The 23,076-nt window shown below is 62.2% G+C and carries 23 protein-coding genes; 15 read left to right on the plus strand and 8 right to left on the minus strand.

The annotated features are described in order from the left end of the window. Positions 1–38: 38 nt before the first annotated feature. Positions 39–1,205, plus strand: coding sequence for a M20 aminoacylase family protein (locus J7557_RS11830; protein WP_291420268.1), 1,167 nt, complete (start codon positions 39–41; stop codon positions 1,203–1,205). 190 nt (positions 1,206–1,395) lie between these two features. Here the strand turns inward: J7557_RS11830 and J7557_RS11835 are convergent, their stop codons facing one another. Continuing rightward, positions 1,396–2,331, minus strand: a complete 936-nt coding sequence (locus J7557_RS11835) for an AEC family transporter (protein WP_291420269.1) — start codon at positions 2,329–2,331, stop codon at positions 1,396–1,398. A 290-nt stretch (positions 2,332–2,621) separates the two neighbouring features. Between J7557_RS11835 and glpD the strand changes: the two genes are divergently transcribed. Then, positions 2,622–4,115, plus strand: coding sequence for a glycerol-3-phosphate dehydrogenase (glpD, locus tag J7557_RS11840; protein ID WP_291420270.1), 1,494 nt, complete (start codon positions 2,622–2,624; stop codon positions 4,113–4,115). A 182-nt stretch (positions 4,116–4,297) separates the two neighbouring features. Next, positions 4,298–5,779, plus strand: a complete 1,482-nt coding sequence (gene glpK, locus J7557_RS11845; RefSeq protein ID WP_291420271.1) for a glycerol kinase GlpK — start codon at positions 4,298–4,300, stop codon at positions 5,777–5,779. 195 nt (positions 5,780–5,974) lie between these two features. Here glpK and J7557_RS11850 read toward each other — a convergent pair whose 3' ends face one another. Next, positions 5,975–6,802 carry a DUF1499 domain-containing protein gene (locus J7557_RS11850; protein WP_291420272.1) on the minus strand — a complete coding sequence of 276 codons (828 nt, stop codon included), beginning with the start codon at positions 6,800–6,802 and terminating at the stop codon, positions 5,975–5,977. Positions 6,803–6,893: 91 nt separating this feature from the next. Continuing rightward, positions 6,894–7,529, minus strand: a complete 636-nt coding sequence (pdxH, locus tag J7557_RS11855; protein WP_291420273.1) for a pyridoxamine 5'-phosphate oxidase — start codon at positions 7,527–7,529, stop codon at positions 6,894–6,896. A gap of 107 nt (positions 7,530–7,636) precedes the next feature. Between pdxH and J7557_RS11860 the strand changes: the two genes are divergently transcribed. Next, positions 7,637–8,608: a DnaJ C-terminal domain-containing protein gene (locus tag J7557_RS11860; RefSeq protein WP_291420274.1), complete on the plus strand. Its 972-nt coding sequence runs from the start codon at positions 7,637–7,639 to the stop codon at positions 8,606–8,608. Positions 8,609–8,736: 128 nt separating this feature from the next. Here the strand turns inward: J7557_RS11860 and J7557_RS11865 are convergent, their stop codons facing one another. Continuing rightward, the gene (locus J7557_RS11865) at positions 8,737–9,039 is read right to left on the minus strand and encodes a GIY-YIG nuclease family protein (protein ID WP_291420275.1); all 303 of its coding nucleotides are present in this window, start codon (positions 9,037–9,039) and stop codon (positions 8,737–8,739) included. Positions 9,040–9,191: 152 nt separating this feature from the next. Then, positions 9,192–10,133, minus strand: coding sequence for an L-threonylcarbamoyladenylate synthase (locus tag J7557_RS11870; protein ID WP_291420276.1), 942 nt, complete (start codon positions 10,131–10,133; stop codon positions 9,192–9,194). 129 nt (positions 10,134–10,262) lie between these two features. On the opposite strand from J7557_RS11870, the gene J7557_RS11875 reads away from it, so the two are divergent. From J7557_RS11875 to J7557_RS11890, 4 genes are all read left to right on the plus strand, one after another. Further along, positions 10,263–11,210 carry a histone deacetylase family protein gene (locus tag J7557_RS11875; RefSeq protein WP_291420277.1) on the plus strand — a complete coding sequence of 316 codons (948 nt, stop codon included), beginning with the start codon at positions 10,263–10,265 and terminating at the stop codon, positions 11,208–11,210. Positions 11,211–11,219: 9 nt separating this feature from the next. Beyond that, the gene (locus J7557_RS11880) at positions 11,220–11,468 is read left to right on the plus strand and encodes an exodeoxyribonuclease VII small subunit (RefSeq protein ID WP_035083659.1); all 249 of its coding nucleotides are present in this window, start codon (positions 11,220–11,222) and stop codon (positions 11,466–11,468) included. Between the two features lie 178 nt (positions 11,469–11,646). Beyond that, on the plus strand, positions 11,647–12,246 hold the full coding sequence (locus tag J7557_RS11885; RefSeq protein WP_291420278.1) for an SCO family protein: 600 nt from the start codon (positions 11,647–11,649) through the stop codon (positions 12,244–12,246). Next, on the plus strand, positions 12,243–12,983 hold the full coding sequence (locus J7557_RS11890; protein ID WP_291420279.1) for a TlyA family RNA methyltransferase: 741 nt from the start codon (positions 12,243–12,245) through the stop codon (positions 12,981–12,983). The genes J7557_RS11885 and J7557_RS11890 overlap by 4 nt, the downstream gene beginning before the upstream one ends. Here the strand turns inward: J7557_RS11890 and J7557_RS11895 are convergent. The 3 genes from J7557_RS11895 to uxaC form a co-directional block, all read right to left on the minus strand. Continuing rightward, positions 12,974–13,483, minus strand: a complete 510-nt coding sequence (locus J7557_RS11895) for a CAP domain-containing protein (protein WP_291420280.1) — start codon at positions 13,481–13,483, stop codon at positions 12,974–12,976. The genes J7557_RS11890 and J7557_RS11895 overlap by 10 nt on opposite strands. Before the next feature lie 19 nt (positions 13,484–13,502). Next, positions 13,503–14,354, minus strand: coding sequence for an aminoglycoside phosphotransferase family protein (locus tag J7557_RS11900; protein ID WP_291420281.1), 852 nt, complete (start codon positions 14,352–14,354; stop codon positions 13,503–13,505). Positions 14,355–14,629: 275 nt separating this feature from the next. Next, entirely contained in the window at positions 14,630–16,048 is a 1,419-nt protein-coding gene (gene uxaC, locus J7557_RS11905; protein WP_291420282.1) for a glucuronate isomerase, read from the minus strand. 222 nt (positions 16,049–16,270) lie between these two features. Here uxaC and J7557_RS11910 point away from each other — a divergent pair, with 222 nt between their 5' ends. From J7557_RS11910 to J7557_RS11940, 7 genes are all read left to right on the plus strand, one after another. Beyond that, positions 16,271–16,426, plus strand: a complete 156-nt coding sequence (locus J7557_RS11910; RefSeq protein ID WP_291420283.1) for a hypothetical protein — start codon at positions 16,271–16,273, stop codon at positions 16,424–16,426. Positions 16,427–16,483: 57 nt separating this feature from the next. Further along, positions 16,484–17,155 carry a response regulator transcription factor gene (locus tag J7557_RS11915; RefSeq protein ID WP_291420284.1) on the plus strand — a complete coding sequence of 224 codons (672 nt, stop codon included), beginning with the start codon at positions 16,484–16,486 and terminating at the stop codon, positions 17,153–17,155. A gap of 145 nt (positions 17,156–17,300) precedes the next feature. Further along, a complete protein-coding gene (locus J7557_RS11920) occupies positions 17,301–19,754 on the plus strand; it encodes an extracellular solute-binding protein (RefSeq protein ID WP_291420285.1) in 2,454 nt (817 codons plus the stop codon). Positions 19,755–19,931: 177 nt separating this feature from the next. Continuing rightward, the gene (gene dapD, locus J7557_RS11925) at positions 19,932–20,774 is read left to right on the plus strand and encodes a 2,3,4,5-tetrahydropyridine-2,6-dicarboxylate N-succinyltransferase (protein ID WP_291420286.1); all 843 of its coding nucleotides are present in this window, start codon (positions 19,932–19,934) and stop codon (positions 20,772–20,774) included. Positions 20,775–20,877: 103 nt separating this feature from the next. Beyond that, positions 20,878–21,357 (plus strand): DUF805 domain-containing protein, encoded by a 480-nt coding sequence (locus J7557_RS11930; protein WP_291420287.1) that lies wholly within the window; start codon positions 20,878–20,880, stop codon positions 21,355–21,357. 17 nt (positions 21,358–21,374) lie between these two features. Then, positions 21,375–22,529: a succinyl-diaminopimelate desuccinylase gene (gene dapE, locus J7557_RS11935; protein WP_291420288.1), complete on the plus strand. Its 1,155-nt coding sequence runs from the start codon at positions 21,375–21,377 to the stop codon at positions 22,527–22,529. Beyond that, a complete protein-coding gene (locus J7557_RS11940) occupies positions 22,526–23,071 on the plus strand; it encodes a hypothetical protein (RefSeq protein WP_291420289.1) in 546 nt (181 codons plus the stop codon). The genes dapE and J7557_RS11940 overlap by 4 nt, the downstream gene beginning before the upstream one ends. The last annotated feature ends 5 nt before the right edge of the window (positions 23,072–23,076 follow it).

Consider the following 23,076-nt stretch of genomic DNA (forward strand, 5'->3'; position numbering starts at 1 on the left):
GGACATTGCAGCCTCTTTCCTTCTGCTTCGGACGTCCTATGCCTATCCTGAACCGCATTGCCGAATTTCATGATGAAATCACCGCCTGGCGACGGGATTTGCATCAGCATCCGGAAGTGCTGTTCGATGTGCATCGCACCGCGGGGATCGTGGCGGAAAAGCTCAAGGCATTTGGCGTCGATGAGGTTGTCACCGGGCTCGGGCGCACCGGGGTTGTCGGCATCATCAATGGCAAGAGCAATACGAGCGGCAAGACCATCGGGCTGCGCGCCGATATGGATGCGCTGACGGTCACCGAAAAGACCGGCGCCGCCTATGCCTCGACCAATCAGGGCAAGATGCATGCCTGCGGGCATGACGGGCATACGGCGATGCTGCTGGGTGCGGCGAAGTATCTGGCCGAGACGCGGAATTTCGATGGGCGCATTGCGCTGATCTTCCAGCCGGCCGAAGAGGGCGGCGGCGGCGGCAAGGTGATGCTCGACGACGGTCTCGTCGAAAAGTTCGACATTTCGGAATTTTACGGGATGCACAACTGGCCGGGCATGCCGGTTGGGCATTTCGGTATTCGCCATGGCGGGATCATGGCGGCGACGGATCGGTTTTACATTACCATTACCGGCCAGGGCGGGCATGCGGCGCGGCCGCAGCAGACGGTCGATCCGATCATTGTTGCGGCGCAGATGGTGACGGCGCTGCAGACGATTGTTTCGCGCAACCTTGATCCGCTGGAATCGGCGGTGCTTTCGGTGACGATGATCGAGGCGGGCGAGGCGGACAACGTCATTTCGCAGACGGCGAAGATCACCGGCACGGTGCGCACGCTCGATGGCGATGTGCAGGATTTTATCGAGGCACGGCTCGGCGAGATCGTACCGCAGTTTGCCCAGAGCTTTGGGGCGAGCGCTGACATCCGCTATGCGCGGGGTTATCCGGTGACCGTCAATTCGCCGGATGAAGCTGACTTTGCCGCCGATGTGGCGACCGAGGTGGTCGGCGCGGAACGGGTGGATCGCAATACGCCGCCATCCATGGGCGGGGAGGATTTCTCCTTCATGCTCAACGAGCGGCCGGGAGCTTATATTTTCCTTGGGAACGGGAATTCGTCGGAGCTGCATACGGATACGTATGATTTCAATGACGAGGCCATCCCGGTTGGGACGAGCTATTGGGTGCGGTTGGCGGAGACGGCGCTGAAGGCGTGAGGCTCGGATATCCTCCCCCGCTCGCGGGGGAGGGGGACCGCCGGTAGGCGGTGGAGGGGGGGGTGCCGCGAGCACAATGCCCCTTAGCTATACCAACCGATGACTCAGTGCTTTTGGCACCCCTCTCCACCACGCGACGCGTGGTCCCCCTCTCCCGCAAGCGGGAGAGGAAAGAAAGAGCAGCCCTGCCCTATAGCGACAAAATATACAGCCACCCCGTAATCGTCACGGCGGATAGCACCGTGGCGATGAGGATGGTGTTGGTGGCGACGCTGACGCCGCGGTCATAGTAGGTCGCGAAAACGTAGATGTTTACGCCGGCCGGCATGGCGGAAAGCAAAATGCCGTAGCGGGCGATTTCGAGCGGGACGTGCAGGAGCCAGACCATCAGCACATAGGCGATGGCTGGGTGCAGAACGAGCTTGATGAGCGAGGCGACGAGAGCCTGCTTCCAGTTTTCCGAGAGCTTGAATTCGACCAGCGCGCCGCCGATGCCGAAGAGGGCGGCGGGGACGACGGCCTGGCTCATCATGACGAAAAAGGCTTCGGCCGGTTCGATAAGCTGGATTTCGAGCAGTGAGCCGATAATGCCGGCAGCAATGCCCCAGATGAGCGGATTGGAGACGACGCGGCGAATGGCGACGACGAGCGTCTTGCCGAGCGGCTGACCATCGCGCTTGACCAGTTCCATGGTGATCATGCCGACGGTGAGCAGAATGGCGCCGTGGAGGCCGATGATTGAGAGGGTGACCGGCAGGGCATCGCTGCCATAAGCGCGGGTGAGGATCGGGAGGCCGACGAGGACCGTATTGGTGAAAGTGCCGGAGAAGCCGACGGCGACGCTTTCGCCGGGGCGATTGCCGAAAACGCGCTGGGCGATAATGATGCCGACGATGAAACAAGCGATGGCGCCGAAATAGAAGGGCCCGATGATCGATAGATTGAAGGCCGAGCGGAAATCACTCGTCGAGATCGAGTGAAACAAGAGACATGGCGTCGCGAAATTGTTCACGAAAGCGATGAGGCTTTTGACGCCCTCGGCCGGATAGAGCCGCTTGAGCACGGCGAAATAGCCCAGGCCCATGAGGCCGAAGATGGGCAGAATAACGTAGATGATGTCGAGCATTGGCCGAAGGTCCGGGCCGGAGGGGAAATTCAGGCCTAGACCCTTGGCGCGGCTGGGTCAACCATGATCTTGTATGGAAGAATTACCACCGCACGGTGTCATTCCCGCGAAAGCGGGAATCCCTGTTTCCGAGATGAGATTCCCGCTTTCGCGGGAATGACGCAGTGGTTTTGTAGGAAAGCTTGGTGCTTCGGCGAGGGACTACTGTCAGACCGCCCGAAACGAAACAAAGACAGTTTCAAAACGAAAGCAAATGACTTACATACGAACTATTCTCGGAGCGAAGCGATATGAGTGAGTCAGTGCTGGATCTGTTCGTCATCGGCGGCGGCATCAATGGGGCCAGCGTGGCGCGCGATGCGGTGGGGCGCGGGTTCTCGGTTGGCTTGGCCGAAATGAACGACTTTGCTTCGGGCACGAGCTCGGCGGCGACCAAGCTGATCCATGGCGGGTTGCGCTATCTCGAGCACTACGAATTCCGACTGGTGCATGAGGCGCTGGCGGAGCGCGAAATTCTTTGGGCGGCCGCGCCGCATATCATTCGGCCGCTGCGCTTCGTGCTGCCGCATCACAAGGGGCTGCGGCCGGCCTTCGTGCTGCGCACGGGGCTCGCCATGTATGACTATATGGGCGGGCGCAAGCTCTTGCCGCCGACCAAGACGCTGGACCTGACGCGGGATGTGACCGGGAAGCCGCTGAAGCCGGGCTATCGGCTGGGGTTCGAATATTCTGATTGCTGGGTCGATGATGCGCGTTTCGTGGTGCTCAATGTGCGCGATGCGGCGGACAAGGGCGCGACGGTTTATGCCCGGACCAAGGTGACTTCGGCGCGCAAGGAAAATGGCGCCTGGACGATTTCGCTCGAGGGCGAAGGCGGGACGCAGACGGTGCGCGCAAAGATGATCGTCAATGCGGCGGGGCCGTGGGTCGACAATGTCATCAATGGCGTGATGGGCAAGAACGGGGCGCATAATGTGCGGCTGGTTCAGGGTAGCCATATTGTGGTGAAGAAGCTCTATGACCACGACCGCTGCTATATTTTCCAGAATGGCGATGGGCGGATCATTTTCGCCATTCCCTATCAGGATGATTTCACGCTGATCGGCACCACGGACCGCGACTACAAGGGCGATCCGAAGGACGTCAAAATTTCTGAGGAAGAGACGGATTATCTGCTCTCCGCTGCCAGCGAGTATTTTGCCAAGCCCGTGACCAAGGACGAGATCGTCTGGACCTATTCGGGCGTAAGGCCGCTGTTCGACGATGGCGCAAGCGCGGCGCAGGAGGCGACGCGGGACTATGTGCTCAAGGTCGAGGGTGATGCGGCGACTGGGGCAGTGGTCAATGTGTTTGGCGGCAAGCTGACGACGTCGCGGCGGCTGGCGGAGTCGGTTCTTGAGAAGATCGAAGAGGTGCTTGGCAAGAAGAAGGGCTCGTGGACCAAGGTCAGCACCCTGCCCGGCGGTGATTTCGGGCCGCTGAGCTTTGATGCGGAAGTGCGGCGGCTGGGGCTCGACTATCCGGAATTGCCGGGGACGCTGCTGAAGCGGTTGATGCGGCTTTATGGGAGCAAGGCGCGGGTACTGCTGGGGGATCGGAAGACGGTTTCCGCGCTGGGGCAGCATTTTGGGGCTGACCTTTATGCGGCCGAGGTCGATTATCAGGTTGAACACGAATGGGCGCGGACGGCACAAGATGTGCTGTGGCGGCGCACGAAGCTGGGGCTGCGGGTTGGCGCTGAGGATGTGGCGCGGCTTGAAGGGTATCTGGCTAGTCGGAAGTAAACACCGTTCTGCCTTCTCCCCTTGCGGGAGAAGGTGCCCGAAGGGCGGATGAGGGGTCCGCGACCTGGCCGCCCACTCCTCTGCGGAGGACAGAAACCCCTCACCCTGGAAATCTGCTGAACGCAGATTTCCGGTCCCTCTCCCGCAAGGGGCGAGGGGGACAGCGTGCGGAGGAGAGCACTTTGACTAACTTTGTACTTGCGATCGATCAGGGCACCACATCCAGCCGGGCGATTGTGTTCGATGGCGACCGGAAGGTGGCCGGGGTCGGGCAGAAGGAATTTTCGCAGATCTTCCCGCAGGATGGCTGGGTGGAGCACGATCCGGAGGAAATCTGGGAGAGTGTCAGTTCGACCATCAAGACCGCGCTGGGCGAGGCCAAGGTTGGCGCGGAGCAGATTGCGGCGATCGGGATTACCAATCAGCGCGAGACGGTTGTTGTCTGGGATCGGGCGACGGGGAAGCCGATCTACAATGCGATTGTCTGGCAGGATCGGCGGACCTCTGCGACTTGTGCGGAGCTGAAGCGCGCGGGGCATGAGGCGCTGTTTACCGAGCGGACGGGATTGCTGCTGGACCCGTATTTTTCGGGGACGAAGGTCAAGTGGTTGCTCGACCATGTCGAGGGGGCTCGGGCGCGCGCGGAAGCCGGGGAGCTGGCTTTTGGAACGATTGATACGTTCCTCATCTGGCGGCTGACGGGCGGCAAGGTGCATGCGACCGACGCGACCAATGCGGCACGGACGCTAATGTTCGATATCGGGCGCAATCAGTGGGACGACGAGCTGCTTGATATTCTCGGCGTGCCGAAAGCGCTGCTGCCCGAGGTGAAGGATTGCGCCGATGATTTTGGGGTGACAGCGCTGTTTGGGGCCGAAATCCCGATTCTCGGGGTGGCGGGCGACCAGCATGCGGCGACGATTGGGCAGGCCTGTTTTGAGCCGGGTATGGTCAAATCGACCTATGGGACTGGCTGTTTTGCGGTTTTGAACACCGGCAAGGATATGGTGCGTTCGCAGAACCGGCTGCTCACGACCATTGCCTATCGGCTGAATGGCGAGACGATCTATGCGCTGGAAGGTTCGATTTTCATTGCGGGCGCGGCGGTGCAGTGGATTCGGGATGGGCTGAAACTCGTAAAACATGCCAGCGAAACCGGGCCGTTGGCGCGGACGGCGGACCCGAGCCAGAACGTCTATATGGTGCCGGCCTTTGTGGGGCTCGGGGCGCCATGGTGGGATGCGGAGGCGCGTGGGGCGATTTTTGGCATTACCCGCAATACGGGGCCGGCTGAAATTGCGCGCGCGGCGCTGGAGGCGGTTTGCTACCAGACGCGGGACTTGCTGGAGGCGATGCGGAAGGACTGGACGGCGGAGGGCGACACGGTGCTGCGCGTCGATGGCGGCATGGTCGCTTCGGACTGGACCATGCAGTTTCTAGCGGATGTGCTGGACGCGCCGGTGGATCGGCCGACGATTCTGGAAACCACGGCGCTGGGTGCGGCCTGGCTGGCGGGCATGAAGGCCGGGGTCTGGCCTGATATGGACGAATTTGCTGCCAGCTGGGCGCGGGATCGGCGGTTTGAGCCGGCGATGGATGCGGAAGAACGCAAGGCCAAGGTCGCGGGCTGGGATGATGCGGTAAGGCGGGTGCTGACGCAGTAGAGTTTGCCGATTACCCCACCCTCGTTCCTTCTCTCCTAAAATCGCTCCACAGGAGCGATTTTGCCTGCTGCCGGTCGAAGCCCACAAAGGGGAGGGATTAAGGGTGGGGGGCGAGAGCCACGATTTCCGAGTGTGTGAACACCCCTCCCCCTGCCCTCCCCGTCAAGGGGAGGGTGTCAGATCGAGTGGGGAGACCTAGTCTCCCTCACCCTCGACGCTTGGGGCTGGCTCTTCGTCTTCGGATGATGCGGGCTGGTTGACGTTGGGGTTGTCGCGGAGGAGCGTCGTCACTTCATTGTCGAGCGTTACCATGAAACGCTCGATGCGGGTGCCGTTGGAACCAAAATCGTGCGGGGCGCTGATGGAGGCGGAGCGCATGTCGACCTTGGCGCCGGTGGGCGTGGGGGAGACGCGGAAGACGGCCTCTTCGCGCCAGCCGGGAATGGTGGTGATGCGGGCATTGATGCGGCCGGGCGTGCCATCGGGGCCGGGCGCGCGGGTGAGGCGGATGTCCCAGCCCTCGCTCTGCGCGAGGCGTTCGACCACGCCGAAAAGCGAAACCACATCGAGCGGATAGGTGCGCGTCGTCGCATTGGGGAAGATGCGCGCCTGCTCGTCGGGGGTGATGAGCTTGGGCGGCGGCATTTTCGCCGTATCGGGCAGGAAGAGCAGCGGCAGGTCGCCACGGGCGACGGTGGCGATATCGGTTACCGGCGGATAGCGCCAGGCGTAGTAGCCGTAATAGGCGAAGGGGATAAGGCAGATGAGGCCGAGGAAGAGGCCGGACAGTGCCTTGCCCCAGCCCTGATCGCCCGAGAACCACAGGCGAATGATGGCCAGAAGGCCGGTGAGAGCGGCAAGGGCCGAGACGACCAGCGCCAGCATCGCAACGGTGAAGAAGCTCGGGGAGTCGATCAGCCCCAGGTGATGCATAGCCACGGGCAGAATGACGAGCGGAATGGCAATCCTGCCAATCCGGCGGGCCCAGATGGCCGTTTTCGACGTTCTGATCAGTATGCGCACGAAGAGGCGTTTCCCTTGCTGGCGCCTGTTTTACGTCAAAGGTCTTGGGATTGTTTAAACTTGTCGCGATTTCGCTCCGCGAAACGCTGGCTCAGGGATAGAGGCGCGCGTTTTGCCAGCCGGCATCCAGCGTTTCGCGGGTGAAGCGGACGCGGTCGTGGAGGCGGTATTCGCCGTCTTTCCAGAATTCCATCATGGTGGGAAGAATCCGAAAACCGGCCCAATGGGCGGGGCGGACGACATCGGCATCGCCGATCTCGGCGGTGAGCTTTTCAACGCGAGCGATGAGCGTGGCGCGGTTTTCGAGCGGGCGCGACTGGAGCGAAGCGGACGAGGCGATCTGGCTGCCGCGGTGGCGCGAGGCGAAATAGGTGTCGGATTCGGTGGGGCTGACGACTTCCACCGGGCCGCGGAGGCGAACCTGACGGCGCAGCGACTTCCAGTGGAAGACGGCTGACGCCTGGGGATTGGCGAGAAGCTCGCGGCCTTTGTCGCTCTCGAAATTGGTGAAGAAGCAGAAGCCCCTGCTATCGCGGGCATTGAGGAGAACCATGCGGACATCGGGCATGCCGGAAGCGTCGGCGCTGGCGAGAGCCATGGCGTGGGGATCGTTGGGCTCGCTCTCATTGGCCAGCGCAAACCACTCCTCGAATACGGCGAAGGGATCGAGGTCGGAACGATCGCCATCGTCGAAAAGGCGTTCGGTGAGGGTCTGCAGCATCGTCATATTTCCCGCGCTTTTGGCCCTCTCAAACTGGACAAGCCGAGGGGGCGTGGCCATATAGGACTCGAATTGTGGGCGAAGCAACGCCCGACCCAAACAGATTGGACCAAATGCGCGATCCTTACACCGTGCTCGGGGTGCCGCGGTCCGCAAGCGAGAAGGACATCAAGTCCGCCTATCGCAAGCTGGCCAAGAAGTATCATCCCGATCAGAATCCCGACGACCCTTCGGCACATGGAAAATTTGCCGAGGCGACGCATGCCTATGACCTCTTGAACGATGCCGAAAAGCGCGGCCAGTTCGACCGCGGCGAAATCGACGCCGAGGGCAATCCGCGCTTTGCCGGCTTCGGCAATGGCGGCTTTGGCGGCGGTGCCGGACGTGGCGCGCGGCCGGGTGCCGCTGGCGCGGGCGGATTTTCGGCCGAAGACATTTTGAAAGAATTCATGAGCGGCTTTGGTGGCCAGCCGCGCGGCGGTGCTGGCGGCCGGGCCGGTGGTGCCGGTGGCGCGCAATGGGACCCATTTGCCGGTGGCATGGGCGCCGGTGCGGGCGCGCAGACGCGCGGCGGCATGAAGGGCGACGATGTGGTCGTGAATGCGACCGTATCGCTGGAAGATGCGCACAAGGCGGCTTCCATTCCGGTGCGCATGCCATCGGGAAAAATGCTGAACGTCAAACTGCCCGAGAAGGTGGAAGAAGGTCAGCAGATCCGGCTCAAGGGCCAGGGCACGGCCAATGCCTTTGGCGAGCCCGGCGATGCGCTGGTGACGGTGCGCTTCGAGAAATCGAAGGTGTTTCGGCGTGACGGCAGCGATGTGCGCACCGATGTTTCGGTGACGCTTTACGAAGCCGTGCTGGGCGCCAAGGTGCGCGTGCCGACGCTGGACGGTTCGGTGGAACTGAACCTGCCGCCGGGCGTGGATACCGGCAAGGCGCTGCGCCTCAAGGGCAAGGGCCTCTACGGCGATGGCGACCTTTATGTGAATATCCGGGTGGTGCTGCCGCCGGGTGGGGATCCGGATCTCGAGGCACTGGCGCGGTTCATGCGAGATCAGAAGCCGTATAAGGTCAGGGATTAAGGGGGCATCGGCCCTCCCTCACCCCGGCGTCATTCCCGCGAAAGCGGGAATCCCTCTGCCCTGCCGAAGTGAGATTCCCGCTTTCGCGGGAACGACGCGGTGACAAACGGGAGCTGGGGCGGAGCATTTCAGCCCCAGTGCTCTGCGATCTCAGGATAGAGATCCCGCCAATCCGGGTTCATCGCTGAGATCAGTTCGTCCTTCCAGGCGCGATTCCATTTCTTGATCTGTTTTTCGCGCATGATGGCGCCTTCGGCCGAGCCTTGGTGCTCGTACCAGACCAGATAATGCACATGGTAGCGCCGGCTGAAGCCATCGAGCAGGTCGTTGCGATGGATGTAGGTGCGGCCGATGAGGTCGCTCGTCACCCCGGTGTAGACGACAGATTTTGTCTTGTTGGTCAGGATGTAGACGTAAAATTCCTTGTCCATCGCTGCGCCCCGACAGCAGAATTCCATCAATCTAGCACTGCGTCATTCCCGCGAAAGCGGGAATCTCTGCCGGAGGTGAAGGGAGATTCCCGCTTTCGCGGGAATGACGCGGTGGATGAGAGGGAGATTTGAGGGCAACCGATGTAGCCGCCCTACTCCCGCGGAGCTGCTGCTCTTTCCAGCCGATCGTTGATTGCTTCGCCTAGACCCTCATGCGGAATGGGGGCCACCGCGATCAGGTTTGCGCCGGTTGCGTCCAGTTCATGCAGCATGGAAAAGAGATTGCGGGCGGCTTCGTGGAGGTCGGCGGTGGGGGAGAGGTTTCGGGTTTCGCCGGCGAAGTCTGCGCTCGCGCCAAAAGCCAGAAAGGCTTCGCCGGCTTGGGGTACCGTGTCGAGGCGCATGGCGGCGTTGGGGGCATAGTGACTGAGGAGCATGCCGGGGGCGGAGATTTTGGCGCCTTTGGCGGCCCGGGAAACTTTGCGGCCGAAGGCTTTTTCGATGTCTTCGCGGGCGAGCGCGCCGGCGCGGAGCTGGATGATGGTTTCGCCATCGACGGCGACGATGGTCGATTCAACGCCGGCCTTGCAGGGGCCACCATCGAGGACTGGTACCTTGCCACCAAAGCCACGGCGGACCTGCTCGGCTGTGGTGGGCGAGAGCTTGCCGGAAGGATTGGCCGAGGGCGCCGAGAGCGGGCGGCCGGTGGCGCGGAGGAGCGCCAGAGCCACCGGATGATCGGGCATGCGGATGGCCACCGTGTCGAGGCCAGCGGTGGCGACATCGGCGAGACCGTGGCCGGGGCGCAGGGGAACCACGATGCTGAGGGGGCCGGGCCAGAATTTTTCGGCGAGCTTTTTCGCGAGAGGGGAAAATACGGCGAGCCGTTCGGCCATTTCGAGATCGGCCACATGGGCAATCAGCGGGTTGAAGCGGGGGCGGCCCTTGGTTTCGTAGATCGAGAGCACGGCATCTGGATTGGTCGCATCGGCGCCGAGGCCGTAGACCGTCTCGGTCGGGAAGGCGACGAGTTTGCCGGCGCGGAGGGACGCTGCGGCTTCGGCAATGGCCTCGTCGTCGGGAAAGGTGCTCATGGGCGGTGTTTGACAAGCAGCTCAAGCGCCGTCAAGACATTGGGGCGCATATGGCGCCCTGCGTTTGTCGCGCTTTTGCACCAGAAAAGTGCTATCCACTTTTCCTGAAAGCGCTCCCAGAGGCCACAAGTGACAACGCTTCTCGTCAGCCAGACCAACTTTGCCGACCACCGGACCCCGCCCGGGCATCCGGAGCGGGCCGATCGCATCATTGCGGTCGAGGAGGCGCTGGCGACGGACGAGTTCGACCGACTGGTGCGGCGCGAGGCGCCCTATGGCGACATTACGCTCGCTGAACTCGTGCATGACGAGCGCTATATGGCGCGATTGCGCATGGCGCGGCCGGCGGAAGGCATCGGGCAACTTGATCCTGATACCTATATTTCGGACCAATCGCTTTCGGCGGCGGCGACCGGGCTCGGTGGGGCCATGGCGGCGCTCGATGCGGTCGTGATGGGCGAAGTGGACAATGCCTTTTGTGCCATTCGCCCCCCGGGGCACCATGCCGAGATCGACCGGCCGATGGGGTTTTGCCTCATCAATACCGTGGCCATCGTGGCGCGTGAGGCACAGCGAAAATATGGGGCGGAGCGGGTCGCGATCATTGATTTCGACGTGCATCACGGCAATGGAACGCAGGACATTTTTTATGACGATGCCAGCGTGTTTTATGCATCGAGCCACCAGATGCCGCTCTTTCCCGGCACGGGGCATCCGAGCGAGCATGGCGTGGGCAATATCGTCAACGCGGCGCTGAAGGCGCATACGGATGGCTCGGAAATGCGGGCGGCCTATAATGAAATCATCCTACCGGCGCTGGATAATTTTGCGCCGGACCTGATCCTGATTTCGGCCGGCTTCGATGCGCATGAGCGGGATCCGCTGGCGCAGCTCGAATGGGTGGATCAGGACTTTGCCTGGGTCACGGGAAAGTTGATGGATGTGGCAGAGCGCCGCTGCGGCAATCGCATTGTGTCGCTGCTCGAAGGTGGCTATGACCTCAAGGGCCTTGCCGGAGGCGTGCGCCAGCACGTGGCCATGCTGATGGATGGGGCGACGAGTTCTCTCAATTTTTAGGATGGCGCCATGGCCGAGATTGCCGAGGATGTGAAAACCCTGAGCTTCGAAGCGGCTTTGGAGCAGCTCGAACAGATCGTGCAGAAGCTCGAAAGCGGACGCGCGCCGCTGGCCGAATCCATCGCCATCTATGAGCGCGGCGAAGCACTGAAGGCGCATTGCGAGATGCTGCTGAAGACGGCGGAAGCAAGAATCGAGAAAATTACGCTCAGCCGTGAGGGTAAGGCCGTGGGCACTGAGCCGCTCGACGCGAACTGATGTTTGAGCGTGGGGTACCACCCCCTCCCGCCCCCCCCATCAAGGGGGAGGTGTCACCGAATTCGCTGTGGCAAATTCGGTTGGGGACAGTGGTTTTGATGAAATCGCGCCACACACTCGATCTGCACCTCCCCCTTGATGGGGGAGGATGGGAGGGGGTGATCGGCAGGAACCGAACATGACGACGAACAAAACGCTGCGCAATTTCCGTATTGTGCTTTGGGTGCTGGTGGCCGTGGCGGCGCTGGGGGCGACGTTTCTTTATGTGTTTCGGCCGCCGCAGCGGCCGCTGGGGCTGAATGGGCAGAGCTTTGCGCTGAATTCGACGCAGGGCGGGACTTTTACCGAGAAGGATCTGGTGGGGAAGCCGAGCCTGATCTTCTTTGGCTATACGTTCTGCCCTGATGTGTGCCCGACGACGCTGGCTGAAACGACGGCCTGGCGTGCGCAACTGGGGTTGAGCCCGGAAGACCTGCGGATCATTTTCGTCACTGTCGACCCCGAGCGCGATACGCCGGAAATGGTGAAGTCGTACGTGGAAGGGTTTGATCCCAGTGTGATCGGGTTGGTGGGCGATCAAGCGGCGACCGACCAAGTGAAGGCGGCGTTTGGCGTGTTTTCGGAAAAGGCGGGCGATGTGGAGAGCGAGTTCTATCTCGTCAATCACACGGCGCTGACGTTCTTGATCGACAAGAACGGCTCGTTCCAGGGCACCGTCGCCTATGAAGAGGCGCAGGATACGGCGCTGGCCAAGGTCAAGCGGCTCGTCGGGCAGTGAGCCGGATACGGCTCGATCTGGCGCTTGAGCAGCGGGGGCTGCTGCCCAGCCGGGCGCGCGCACGCGATGCGATTCTGCGTGGCACCGTCAGCGTGAATGGCGAGAAGGCGAAGAAGCCCAACCAGATGGTTAGCGCGGATGATGCAATCGCGCTGGATGATCCGGCAGCGGGCTATGTATCGCGGGCGGCGCTGAAACTGGTGGCAGGGCTCGATGCGGGTGGGATCGATGTCGAGGGGAAGACCTGCCTCGATGTGGGTTCGTCCACCGGGGGATTTACTCAAGTTTTGCTGGAGCGCGGCGCGGCAAAGGTTTTTGCCGTGGACGTGGGGCATGACCAATTGCACGAGAGGATCAAGGGCAATCCGCGCGTCGTGAGCCTTGAGGGATTCAACGCGCGGGAACTTTCGCGTGCGGAGATTCCCGAGCCGGTGGAGCTTCTGGTGTCGGATGTGAGCTTTGTATCCGTCACAAAAGTGCTGGAGGCGCCGCTGGGGCTTTGCGCGGCTCGCGCTGACGCTGTGATCCTCTTCAAGCCGCAGTTCGAGGTGGGGCGGGATTTTGTTGGCAAGGGCGGGATTGTCACAGACGTTGAGTCCAGTGCTCGCGCTATGCTCGAGGTGATCGCCTTTGTCGAAGCGCAGGGATTTGCGCATCGATTGAGCGTGGTGTCGCCGATTGCTGGCGGGGATGGGAATATCGAGACGGTGCTTGTCTTCGGCCGGGGTTATTCGTAGACGCGCCACGCATCAAAGCTGCCGCCGGCGATCATGGCCCAGTAGGGCTTGCCCGAATTGGTGCGCGCAACGGCGAGGCCAAACTCGGTGAACTTTGACGAGAGCAGCGTGTTGCGGTGGCCCTGGCTTTCGAGCCAGCCGCCGATGACGTCAGGGAGGGTCTTGTAGCCCTTGGCGACGTTTTCGCCGACCGCGCCGAGATAGCCCGCTTCGGTGACACGCTGGCGGAGAGTCACACCAAGATCGTGGCTGAGCTTATCCTGACGAGCCATCAGGCGGGCCTGCGAAAGAGCAGCGGCTTCAAGGCGTGGATTGTAGGTCCACGGCGGGGCGCCGTTGGCTTTTCGCGTGGCGTTGATGGCCGAGAGGATTTCGTCGCGCGTCAGGCTTTCCGGACGGTTCGATGTGTTTGCCGGCAGCGGCGGGATGGTGGCCGAGCAGGCCGAGATGAGGCTCATGGCGCCAAGAGCAAGAACTGCGCGGCGGGAGAAATTCGTCATCGAGGGATTTCCGGGGCGATCAGGCAAGGTCGTAGGCGCTGAGGAGGTTTGGGAGGCAGGCGAGTTGCCCGACGATAGGGTTGCCCTCTTCGAGATCCCAGCAGGCCGAGAGAGCGGCATGGGCAGCGGCCCAGCCGAGGATGCGCTTGCGATTGTAGCCCAGGCGCTGGGACAGGATATCGGCGCGCGCAGCGATGCGCCTAGGATCGGAAGCGATCTTCTCGGCGCGCTGGGGGTTGATAAAGATGTTGGCGGTCTCATAGGCAGGGTCGCCCACGAGCCCCTTGGGGTCGATGGCGAGCCAGCCGCGATCGGAGCTCAGGATATTGTCGTGGTGCAGGTCGCCGTGGAGCGGCACGATGGCGCTCGGCTTATCGAAAAGCTTTAGCGCGATGCCGGCGGAGCGGGCATAGAGATCGCGGGCGGTGTGGGGCCAAGCGCGGACATCGGTATCGAACAGCGTCTGGAAGCGATCGCGAAGGGGCTGCAAATCTTCTGGGGCGTCTGGCCTCGGCCTATGCAGGCTGGCAACGACCGTGGCGATGGCGATTGTGCCCTCATCGTCTTTACCGGCGCGAACGGGTTCGCCCAGCGTACCCCCGTCGAGCCATTCCATGAAGATTGTATCGCCATGGCTATCGAATACGGTGGCGGCGCCGTCGCCTTCATACCATTGGAGAAGGCGGACGCCCCTCCCCTCTTCCTTTGATGCTTCAGGCTTGATGATTTTCAGCGCCGCGAAGTTGCGCCCATTCTGCTCGACGCGAAAGAGCCAGCTGCGCGGCGTTTCGGCCACGGGCGTGGATTTTGTCAGGGACCAACGGATCATGGCGCGGCTGAGCGCGGTTTCTGCAGGAGACTGATTCATCATGGCGCCATTAGAGCAGAAGGCGGCGTGCGATTCGACGGCTCAATCGCTGTTGGCGCGAGAAGGTGATGAAAGTGTGGTGGTTATCGGGAGCTAACCTCCACCGCTTGCGGGGGAGGGGGACCGCCGGCAGGCGGTGGAGGGGGGGTGTGGCGGGGTGAAATATCTAGGGCTTCGCCCCGCTCTGCACGAGCGCCAGTGCGTTTGGCCCCCCTCTCCACCATGCTTAGCATGGTCCCCCTCTCCCGCAAGCGGGAGAGGAAGGAAGGAGCCACGGCCTACTTGATCCTATAAGCGTCCTTGGCCGCCTGATAGCTCAGGTGCTTGGCGATCTCTTCGGCCGAGGACTTGGTCAGCCGGTTTTCGCCAACCCAGCGGCCCAAAAATCCGCAGACTTCGCGGCGCCAGACGTCATGGCGGGCGGGGATGGAGAGGAGCGCGCGGGTGTCGTCGTTGAAGCCGGCCAAGTTGTAAAAACCGGCGGTTTCGACGACCTGGTCCAGATAGCGACGGATGCCCTGCGGCGAATCGTGGAACCACCAGGGGGGACCAATAAGAAGGCTGGGCCAATAGCCGGCCATGGGGGCGAGCTCGCGGGCATAGGTGGTTTCGTCGAGGACGAACATGATGAGCCGCAGATTGGGCTCGTTGCCGCAGCGCGAGAGAAGGGCGCGGAGGCCGCCGACATAGTCGGTGGGGCCGGGAATATCGGCTCCGAGATCGGGGCCGCGTTCACCGAACAGCAGCGGATCGGTATTGCGGCGCGAGCCTGCGTGGATCTGCGTGACCATGCCGTCTTCGACCGAAAGCAGCGCCATTTCGGTCATCATCTGGGCGCGGAAGAGTTCGGCGTCATTGGCGTCGTGCTTGCCGGCCAGAATTTTTTCCAACAAGGCCTGCTTTTCTACCAACGGGAGATCAGCAGTGTTGGCCGTGGGCACGCCATGGTCGGTGGCGACGGCGCCAAAACGACGAAAGTATTCGCGGCGCTTGCGGTGGGCGTTGATGAGGCCATCCCATTTGGAGATGTCTTCGCCGGTCAGTTCGCCGAATTTCTTCAGGTTTTCGACGATGGCGGGGCGGCTGGGGTCGGTGACGTCATCGGGGCGATAGGTGGTGCGGACCTGGCCAATGAGGCCCTGCCCTTCCATCGACTGATGGTGGGTTAGCGGATCGAGCGCGAATTCTGTGGTGGCGATGACTTCGACGTTGAAGCGTTCGAGAATGGCGCGCGGCAAGAGTTCGGGCGCGCCGAGTTTTGCATCGATGGCGTCGAAAATGCTGTCGGCGGTTTTGCCCGAGAGCTCTTCGGTGATGCCGAAGACGGCGTGGAGCGAGTGATCGACCCAGGTTTTCGAGGGCGTGCCGGCGAACAGGTAATAATTGTCGGCAAAGAGGCGCCAGGCCTTGCGGCCGTCGGTTTCCACCGGTTTTCCATCCTTACGGGGAATGCCCAAGGCGTCGTAGCTGATGCCCCGGCTTTTGAGCATGCGCAGCACATAGTGATCGGGCGTCAGAAACAGGGCCGTGGGGCTGGCAAAGCGACCATTTTGGGCGAACCAGGAAGGGTCGGTATGGCCATGCGGGCTGACGATGGGGAGGTCTTTCACCGCCGGATAGAGATCCCTGGCGATGGACTGCGCGGGCTCGGAAGCGGGGAAGAGACGATCGGGATGAAGGTGTGCTGGCTGGGTCATGGCAGACTTGTGCCATGTTCGGGAGAGGCTTTCAACATCTTCCATACAAGATGTAGATTGTGAAGATTTAAGACAAATTAACCGCGCTCGCAAACTGCAATTCGTCATCAGGCCAAGCGAGGCTATCGTGCTGAGGCGGGTGAGAAACGGCCCTTTTTCAAGGCGGCTGCCCAATGTCGATGACCGGCTCTGCAAGGGCCGGAAGCACGCAGAGGGAAGAGCATGGCCGATCTCGGAGCAGAGGGACTGAAGCAGTTGCGGCTCGACGCAAGGCGCGGCGCGCAGGTGCAGCGAATTCAACAGATGGTGCTGGCGGCGGGGATCGCGGCGCTGTGTGTGATCGGCGTTGCCGGGGTGTTTCTGGCGCAGGTGATGTAAGCCGGTTTCGCGCGGCGTTCGCCTTCGATAATATCGGCGCTGGGGGACCAACCGCGCATGCGAATTTTGCTTGTCGAAGACAATGAGGACCTGGGCGAGGCCATCGAAAGACGGCTGCGCACGGCTGGTCACTCGGTCGACTGGGTGCGCGACGGCGCCGATGTGGTGTCCGCGGCCAAGGGCGAGGATTTCGACGCGGTGGCGCTCGACCTGATGCTGCCCAATCGCGATGGGATCGGTCTTATTGCGGAGCTGCGGCGGGAGAAATTTTCGGCGCCAATCCTGGTCATTACCGCCCGCTCGGAGATCGACGACAAGGTGAGCCTGCTCGATCTTGGAGCGGATGATTATCTCGTAAAGCCGTTTGATCTGCGCGAGCTTGAAGCACGGTTGCGGGCGTTGATCCGGCGGACGGGCGGGAAGACGAGCAGTGTGCTAGCGCTGGGGGATCTGGAGCTGGATTTGGCGGGGCTCAATGCCAGTGTGGGCGGCAAGGCGCTGGAGCTGGGGCGGCGGGAGTTTCGGCTGCTCGAGATTCTCCTTACGCACGCGGGAAAAGTGGTCGCCAAGGAGCGGTTGATGAACCAGCTGTTCAATTTCGATGAGACCGTGTCGATCAATGCGCTGGAGCTGCATATTTCGAGATTGAGGAAGAAGCTGGAGCCGGCGCGGGTGGAGATCGGGACGGTTCGCGGGGTTGGTTATGTGGCGCGGGCGGTGAATGGGTAGTTTTTACACCGTGCTTGCCGCCACCCCCTCCCATCCTCCCCCATCAAGGGGGAGGTGTTGCATCGCGTGCTTGGCACTTTCTCGTCACAACCACAGTCCCTGCACCTCCCCCTTGATGGGGGAGGATGGGAGGGGGTGACCCGGCGTGCCCACTAAAAAGTCCTTTTCCATCCGCAGACGCATTCTGGCGCTGGCTACGGTGCTGCTGCTCGCGGCTGCGGTGATCCTTATTGTCTTCATTCGCGACTATGCCGAGCGGGCGGCGGATCGGGCTTTTGATCGGTTGTTGGCGGCTTCCGCGCTGACGATTGGCGGAGCAGTGCAGGTCGAGGACGAGACCGTTATCGTCGAATTGCCCTTTGCTGCCTTTGCCATGTTTTCGGGGGCTGATCGGGTTTTCTATGCTGTCGAAGGGCCGGGTGGAGGGACGGTGACAGGCTATGAAGACCTCGCAGCGCAGATGGACGAGACCAGTTCGGCGGAGCCGCGCTTTGCCGATATTTTGTACCACGGCGAACTGGTGCGAGTGGCGTCGATCGGGCGGCTGATTTCGACGGCGAGCGATACGGGATGGGTGACGATCCACGTTGCCGAGACGCAGAACCAGCGCGAGGCGCTGAGCAATGAAATCCTGTCCAATGCCATCGTGCCAGTGATTGCGCTGACGCTGCTTGCGGTGGGGCTGGTGTGGTTCGGTATTTCGCGCATGTTTGCGCCACTGACCGAGCTGGAGCACGAATTGGCGGCGCGGCCGCCCGATGATCTGTCGCCGGTCAGCGTGCCGGTGCCGGTGGAAGTGGGGCAGCTCGTGGCGGCACTCAATGGGTTCATGGGGCGGCTGCAAAAGACCATGGAGCGGGTGAGCGGGCTGGTGGCGGAAGCCGCGCATGAGGTGCGAACGCCGCTCGCTTCGCTGCGGGCGCAGGCGGAAGTGGCGATGGATGAGCAGGACCTGGAGGCCATGCGCGGGCGGGTTGGGCGCATTCATACGGGCGCGGTGCAGGCGAGCCAGTTAGTCAGCCAGTTGCTGATGGACGCGACGATTTCGCATCGCCTTGAAGCGCAGGACAGCGAGATGGTGGCGCTTTGGGGGATCATCGAGGAAGTGTGCCAGCGGCTCGATGGCGAGCAGTTGGAACGGGTTTCGCTCGATGCTTCGGACGCGGCGCAGGCCGTGCAGGTGCGTGGGGATCGCGTGGCACTGCGCGAGATGATGCGCAATCTGATCGACAATGGCCTCACGTATTCCGAGGGGCCGGTGGAAATCGGTGCAGCGATCGCGGCCGACGAACTGGTGGTCACGGTGGGGGATCGCGGGCCGGGGATGGATGACGAGGAGAAGGCCAGCGTGCTCGAACGCTTCAAGCGCGGCAAGGCAAGCGCCGGAACGGTGGGGTCAGGGCTGGGGCTTTCCATTGTGGCGCGCGTAGCCGGGGCGCATGGCGGAAAGCTGCGGTTTGGTGACCGCGCGGGTGGTGGGCTGGTGGTCGAGGTGGCGCTGCCGCTGACGCGGGTGTCGCGGCGGGCTGGGCTCGTGGCATTTGCAGGGCTGGCGCTTGCCGCACTGTTGCTGGTGCCGGGCAATGCGGAGGCAGCATCGACGAACTATCCGGCGCCGGATGGGTCGAGCGGGACTGTGCTCACCATTGTCGGGGTGACGGATACAAAGGTGTTTCAGGCCTTTGTCGCCGGTTTTCAGGCGGAGCGGCCCGAGGTGACGGTCACCTATGAGGAGATGGATTCGCTGCCGCTGTTCCGGCAGTTCCTTGATGGCACGCTGCCGGTGGCGCCCGATCTGCTGATTTCGTCGGCTTCGGACCTGCAGCTCAAACTCGCCAATGACGGGCATGCGCTGGCCTATGACAGTCCCTATCTCGGCGACCTGCCCGATTGGGCGCATTGGCGCAACGAGGTGTTTGGCTTCACCTTCGAGCCGGCGGTGATCATCTACAATCCCGACCGGATTGCGCTCGAAGACGTGCCGCGGACGCATCTGAAACTGGCGGAGCTGCTGGAGACGGAAACGGAAAAATTCCGCGGGCAGATTGCGACCTATGACATTGCGCTGTCGGGCGTGGGCTATCTGTTGGCGGCGCAGGACCAGACGATTTCCTCGACCTTCTGGCGGCTGGCGACGGCGTTTGGACGTGTCGGGGCACAGTTTTCGGGCTCGAGCCCGGCGATTTTGAATGGCGTGGCCGATGGGTCGCTGGCGCTTGGGTATAATGTGTTGGGCTCCTATGCCTTTGCGCGGCAGGCGGAGGGGGCCAATATCGAGATCGTGGTGCCCGACGATTATGTGCTGGTGCTGACGCGCTCGATGCTTATTCCCCGCGAGGCGAAAGAGGTCGGCCTGGCGCGGGCATTTGTCGATTTTGCGCTTTCGCCCGCGGGACAGGCAATTGCAGCGGGCGGTACGGCGCTGGGGTCGGTGGTGCCGGGATCGAGCGGGGACTGGACCAGCGAGGCGATTGCAGCGCGGGGGCGCGGGGTGATCCAGGCCATTCCGCTGGGGCCAAGCCTGCTTGTCGCGCTCGACACGCTCAGGCGGCAACGGTTTTTGGATACGTGGAAAGAGATCGTGTCGCCGAAGCTTTAGCGTCTCACGACGTCATTCCCGCGAAAGCGGGAATCTCCTAGTCGGCGGAAACAGGGATTCCCGCTTTCGCGGGAATGACACCGTGGGGGATGGGGAGAGCGGCGGATCGGGCGAGATTTCGTTGACACTCCGCCTGTCCCCGCTATGGTCCGCGCCAGCATTTCCGTAGGAGCCGTCATGTCGAACGCCCAGCTTTCCACCATCATCGAAGCCGCCTTTGAGAACCGGGCCGAGATCAATTTCTCGACCAAAGGCGAAGTGCGCGATGCGGTGGAAACGGCGCTGAACCTGCTCGATAGCGGACAGGCTCGCGTGGCCGAGAAGGTCGATGGCGAGTGGCAGGTTAATCAGTGGCTGAAGAAGGCCGTGCTGCTGTCCTTCCGTCTCAATGACAATGTGCTCATCGAAGGCGCGCCGGGCGGGGCCAACTGGTTCGACAAGGTGCCGAGCAAGTTTGTGGGTTGGGGCGACAACCAGTATCGCGCGGCCGGTTTCCGCACCGTGCCGGGCGCCGTGGTGCGCCAGTCGGCCTTTATCGGCAAGGGTGTCATCCTGATGCCGAGCTTTGTGAATCTCGGGGCCTATGTCGATGAAAACACCATGGTCGATACCTGGGCCACGGTGGGGTCTTGCGCGCAGATCGGCAAGAATGTGCACCTTTCGGGCGGCGTCGGCATTGGCGGCGTGCTCGAGCCGCTGCAGGCCAATCCGACCATCATCGAAGACAATTGCTTTGTCGGTGCGCGTTCGGAAGTCGTCGAAGGCGTCATCGTCGGCGAAGGGTCGGTGATCTCCATGGGCGTCTTCATTGGCGCTTCGACGAAGATCATCAATCGCGCCACCGGCGAAGTGCATATGGGCAAAGTGCCGCCCTATTCGGTCGTCGTTTCAGGTTCACTGCCGGGCAAGCCGCTGCCGGATGGCACGCCGGGCCCGAGCCTTTATTGCGCTGTGATCGTCAAGACGGTCGATGCGCAGACGCGCTCGAAGACCGGCATCAACGAACTGTTGCGCGACTAAGTCGGGGTTCGGTGCACATAATAGGCAGCGCTGGCTCTTGCCGCGCTGTCATCCTACTCTTCGCATTGCGCCGGAATGATTCCGGGCCAATGTGGGGGAAGTCATGGATAAAATCGTTGCACTATTGACCACGTCTGAAGGCCGGATCGGCCGCCAGCAATGGTGGATCGGCGTGCTCGCCGTTTTCGTCATCGCGCTGGTGGTCAGCATCGTCTTGAACTTCATTGCCTTTGGCAATTTCACCATTCTTGCCTGGCTCTATGTGTTGCTGAACCTGGCCCTGCTGTGGCCGACCTACAATCTCGGCATGAAGCGCCGGCATGACCGCGGCAGCGATGGCATGGACCTCAAGATCTTGCTCGGCGCCAGCGTGCTGCTCAACCTCTTAACCGCGACCGGCATCGGCTTTTCGGTGGTGGATATCGGGGGTGGCGTGATGCTGCCGCAGCCGCCGTTCTGGTTGACCGCGCTCAATCTTATCTTTGGCATTTTTGCCATCTACATGCTCGTGCAGCTCGGTTTTCTCAAGGGCACCACGGGCTCCAATTCCTATGGTGCCGATCCCGTCGGCGCCGCTGCCTGACCTTTAGGACTTATCCGTTGACCATCGACCCGCAGAACCTGCTCGAACGCCTCATTGTCTGCCCCTCGGTAACGCCGGAGGCGGCCGGGGCGCTCGACCTTTTGGGCAAGGAGCTGGAAGCGATCGGCTTTGCCGTGACGCATCTGCGGTTCGATGGTGACGGGTCCTATCCCGTCGACAATCTCTTTGCGACGCGCGGCACGGGCGGGCGGAAGCTGCTCTTTGCCGGGCATACCGACGTGGTGCCACCGGGTGATCGCGCGCAATGGACCAGCGATCCCTTCGTGCCGCGGGTCGAAGGCGGCAAGCTTTTTGGGCGCGGGGCGGCCGATATGAAATCGGGTGTCGCGGCCTTTGTGGCGGCCTGTGCCGCCACTCCGTCAGAGGCCGGCACGATCCAGCTTGCCATTACCAATGACGAAGAGGCCGATGCCATCAATGGCACGGAAAAGCTCGTGCGCTGGATGGCCGATAATGGCCACAGCTTCGACTTCGCGCTGGTGGGTGAGCCGAGCTCGGCCGAGGCGCTGGGCGACAGCATCAAGATCGGGCGGCGCGGGTCGTTTTCGGGCGCGGTGACGGTGAAAGGCGTGCAGGGGCATGTCGCCTATCCGCACAAGGCGAACAATCCGCTGCCTGTGCTGGCCGCTATTCTGACGGCGCTGAGCACGACCAAACTCGACGATGGCACGGAGCACTTTCCCCCCAGCAACCTTGAAGTGACGACGGTGGATGTCGGCAATCCCACCAGCAATGTCATTCCGGGCGCCGGGACGCTCAAATTCAATATCCGCTACAATGACGCCTGGACGCCGGACAGTTTGGCAGACTGGGTGCGCGAGCGGATCGCTTCAGTCGAGGCGAAGGGCACCGAGGTCAGGTTTGAACTGGCCGGCGTGCCGTCGCGGTCGTTCCTCTCGCCGCTTTCCGACGATATCGACACGCTGTCCGATGCCATCGAGGATGTGACCGGGCGGCGGCCTGAATATTCGACCGGCGGCGGCACGTCGGATGCGCGCTTCATCGCGCAATACGGACCGGTGGTGGAGTGCGGCCTCGTTGGCCCCTCCATGCACAAGGCGGACGAGCATATCGCCATTACCGACCTTGTCGGGCTGACGGCGATCTATGAGAGCTTTATGGCCAGATTTTTCGCGAGCGAGGCGGAATGAAGACCTTTGCGGCACTGAAGGAAGCGCTGGCCGGCTGGATCGCCATCATTCGCGGCGAGGCTGATTGGCAGAGGCATTTTACGATTTCTGCGGCCGGACTGACGACGGCACTGGTGCTGTTTCTGTTTTTTTCGCTGCTTTCGATCGCACTGGCGACGGCCGATGTCGGCATTCCGAATTTCTTCGGTCTCCTCATTGCACTGCTGGTGCAGAGCCTTTCCATCCTCGCGTTGCTTATCGGCATCTTTGTAACCCGGCGCATGGTGCCAGGCGACGCACGGGTGCTGGACCTGCTGGTGCCAGGGATTTATGCGCTGATCGCCTATCTCGTGGTTGGCACCATTCTCTCGCTGATTGCCGGACCGGTGCTGATTCTGCTCTGGATCGGCCTGGCTTTTCTGCTGTTTCATCTGGGCTGGCGGGTCGGCGGGTGGAATATTGGCGTTGCTGCGGCATTTGCGGTTTTGACCATGGTGCTGCTTGTCGGTATGCCAGTGACGCTCTACATGGTGCTTGGCCCCGTGGCCGCGCCCACACCTTGAGACGA

The organism is Devosia sp. (genome assembly GCF_017744655.1).
In the GTDB taxonomy this organism is placed as follows: Bacteria; Pseudomonadota; Alphaproteobacteria; order Rhizobiales; family Devosiaceae; genus Devosia.

Bases quoted from the DNA above. Each gene is read 5' to 3' on its own strand.
- J7557_RS11830 (WP_291420268.1), top strand. From the start codon at position 39: ATGCCTATCCTGAACCGCATTGCCGAATTTCATGATGAAATCACCGCC.
- J7557_RS11835 (WP_291420269.1), bottom strand. From the start codon at position 2,331: ATGCTCGACATCATCTACGTTATTCTGCCCATCTTCGGCCTCATGGGC.
- glpD (WP_291420270.1), top strand. From the start codon at position 2,622: ATGAGTGAGTCAGTGCTGGATCTGTTCGTCATCGGCGGCGGCATCAAT.
- pdxH (WP_291420273.1), bottom strand. From the start codon at position 7,529: ATGACGATGCTGCAGACCCTCACCGAACGCCTTTTCGACGATGGCGAT.
- J7557_RS11860 (WP_291420274.1), top strand. From the start codon at position 7,637: ATGCGCGATCCTTACACCGTGCTCGGGGTGCCGCGGTCCGCAAGCGAG.
- J7557_RS11865 (WP_291420275.1), bottom strand. From the start codon at position 9,039: ATGGACAAGGAATTTTACGTCTACATCCTGACCAACAAGACAAAATCT.
- J7557_RS11870 (WP_291420276.1), bottom strand. From the start codon at position 10,133: ATGAGCACCTTTCCCGACGACGAGGCCATTGCCGAAGCCGCAGCGTCC.
- J7557_RS11880 (WP_035083659.1), top strand. From the start codon at position 11,220: ATGGCCGAGATTGCCGAGGATGTGAAAACCCTGAGCTTCGAAGCGGCT.
- J7557_RS11885 (WP_291420278.1), top strand. From the start codon at position 11,647: ATGACGACGAACAAAACGCTGCGCAATTTCCGTATTGTGCTTTGGGTG.
- J7557_RS11895 (WP_291420280.1), bottom strand. From the start codon at position 13,483: ATGACGAATTTCTCCCGCCGCGCAGTTCTTGCTCTTGGCGCCATGAGC.
- J7557_RS11900 (WP_291420281.1), bottom strand. From the start codon at position 14,354: ATGATGAATCAGTCTCCTGCAGAAACCGCGCTCAGCCGCGCCATGATC.
- uxaC (WP_291420282.1), bottom strand. From the start codon at position 16,048: ATGACCCAGCCAGCACACCTTCATCCCGATCGTCTCTTCCCCGCTTCC.
- J7557_RS11910 (WP_291420283.1), top strand. From the start codon at position 16,271: ATGGCCGATCTCGGAGCAGAGGGACTGAAGCAGTTGCGGCTCGACGCA.
- J7557_RS11915 (WP_291420284.1), top strand. From the start codon at position 16,484: ATGCGAATTTTGCTTGTCGAAGACAATGAGGACCTGGGCGAGGCCATC.
- dapD (WP_291420286.1), top strand. From the start codon at position 19,932: ATGTCGAACGCCCAGCTTTCCACCATCATCGAAGCCGCCTTTGAGAAC.
- J7557_RS11930 (WP_291420287.1), top strand. From the start codon at position 20,878: ATGGATAAAATCGTTGCACTATTGACCACGTCTGAAGGCCGGATCGGC.
- J7557_RS11940 (WP_291420289.1), top strand. From the start codon at position 22,526: ATGAAGACCTTTGCGGCACTGAAGGAAGCGCTGGCCGGCTGGATCGCC.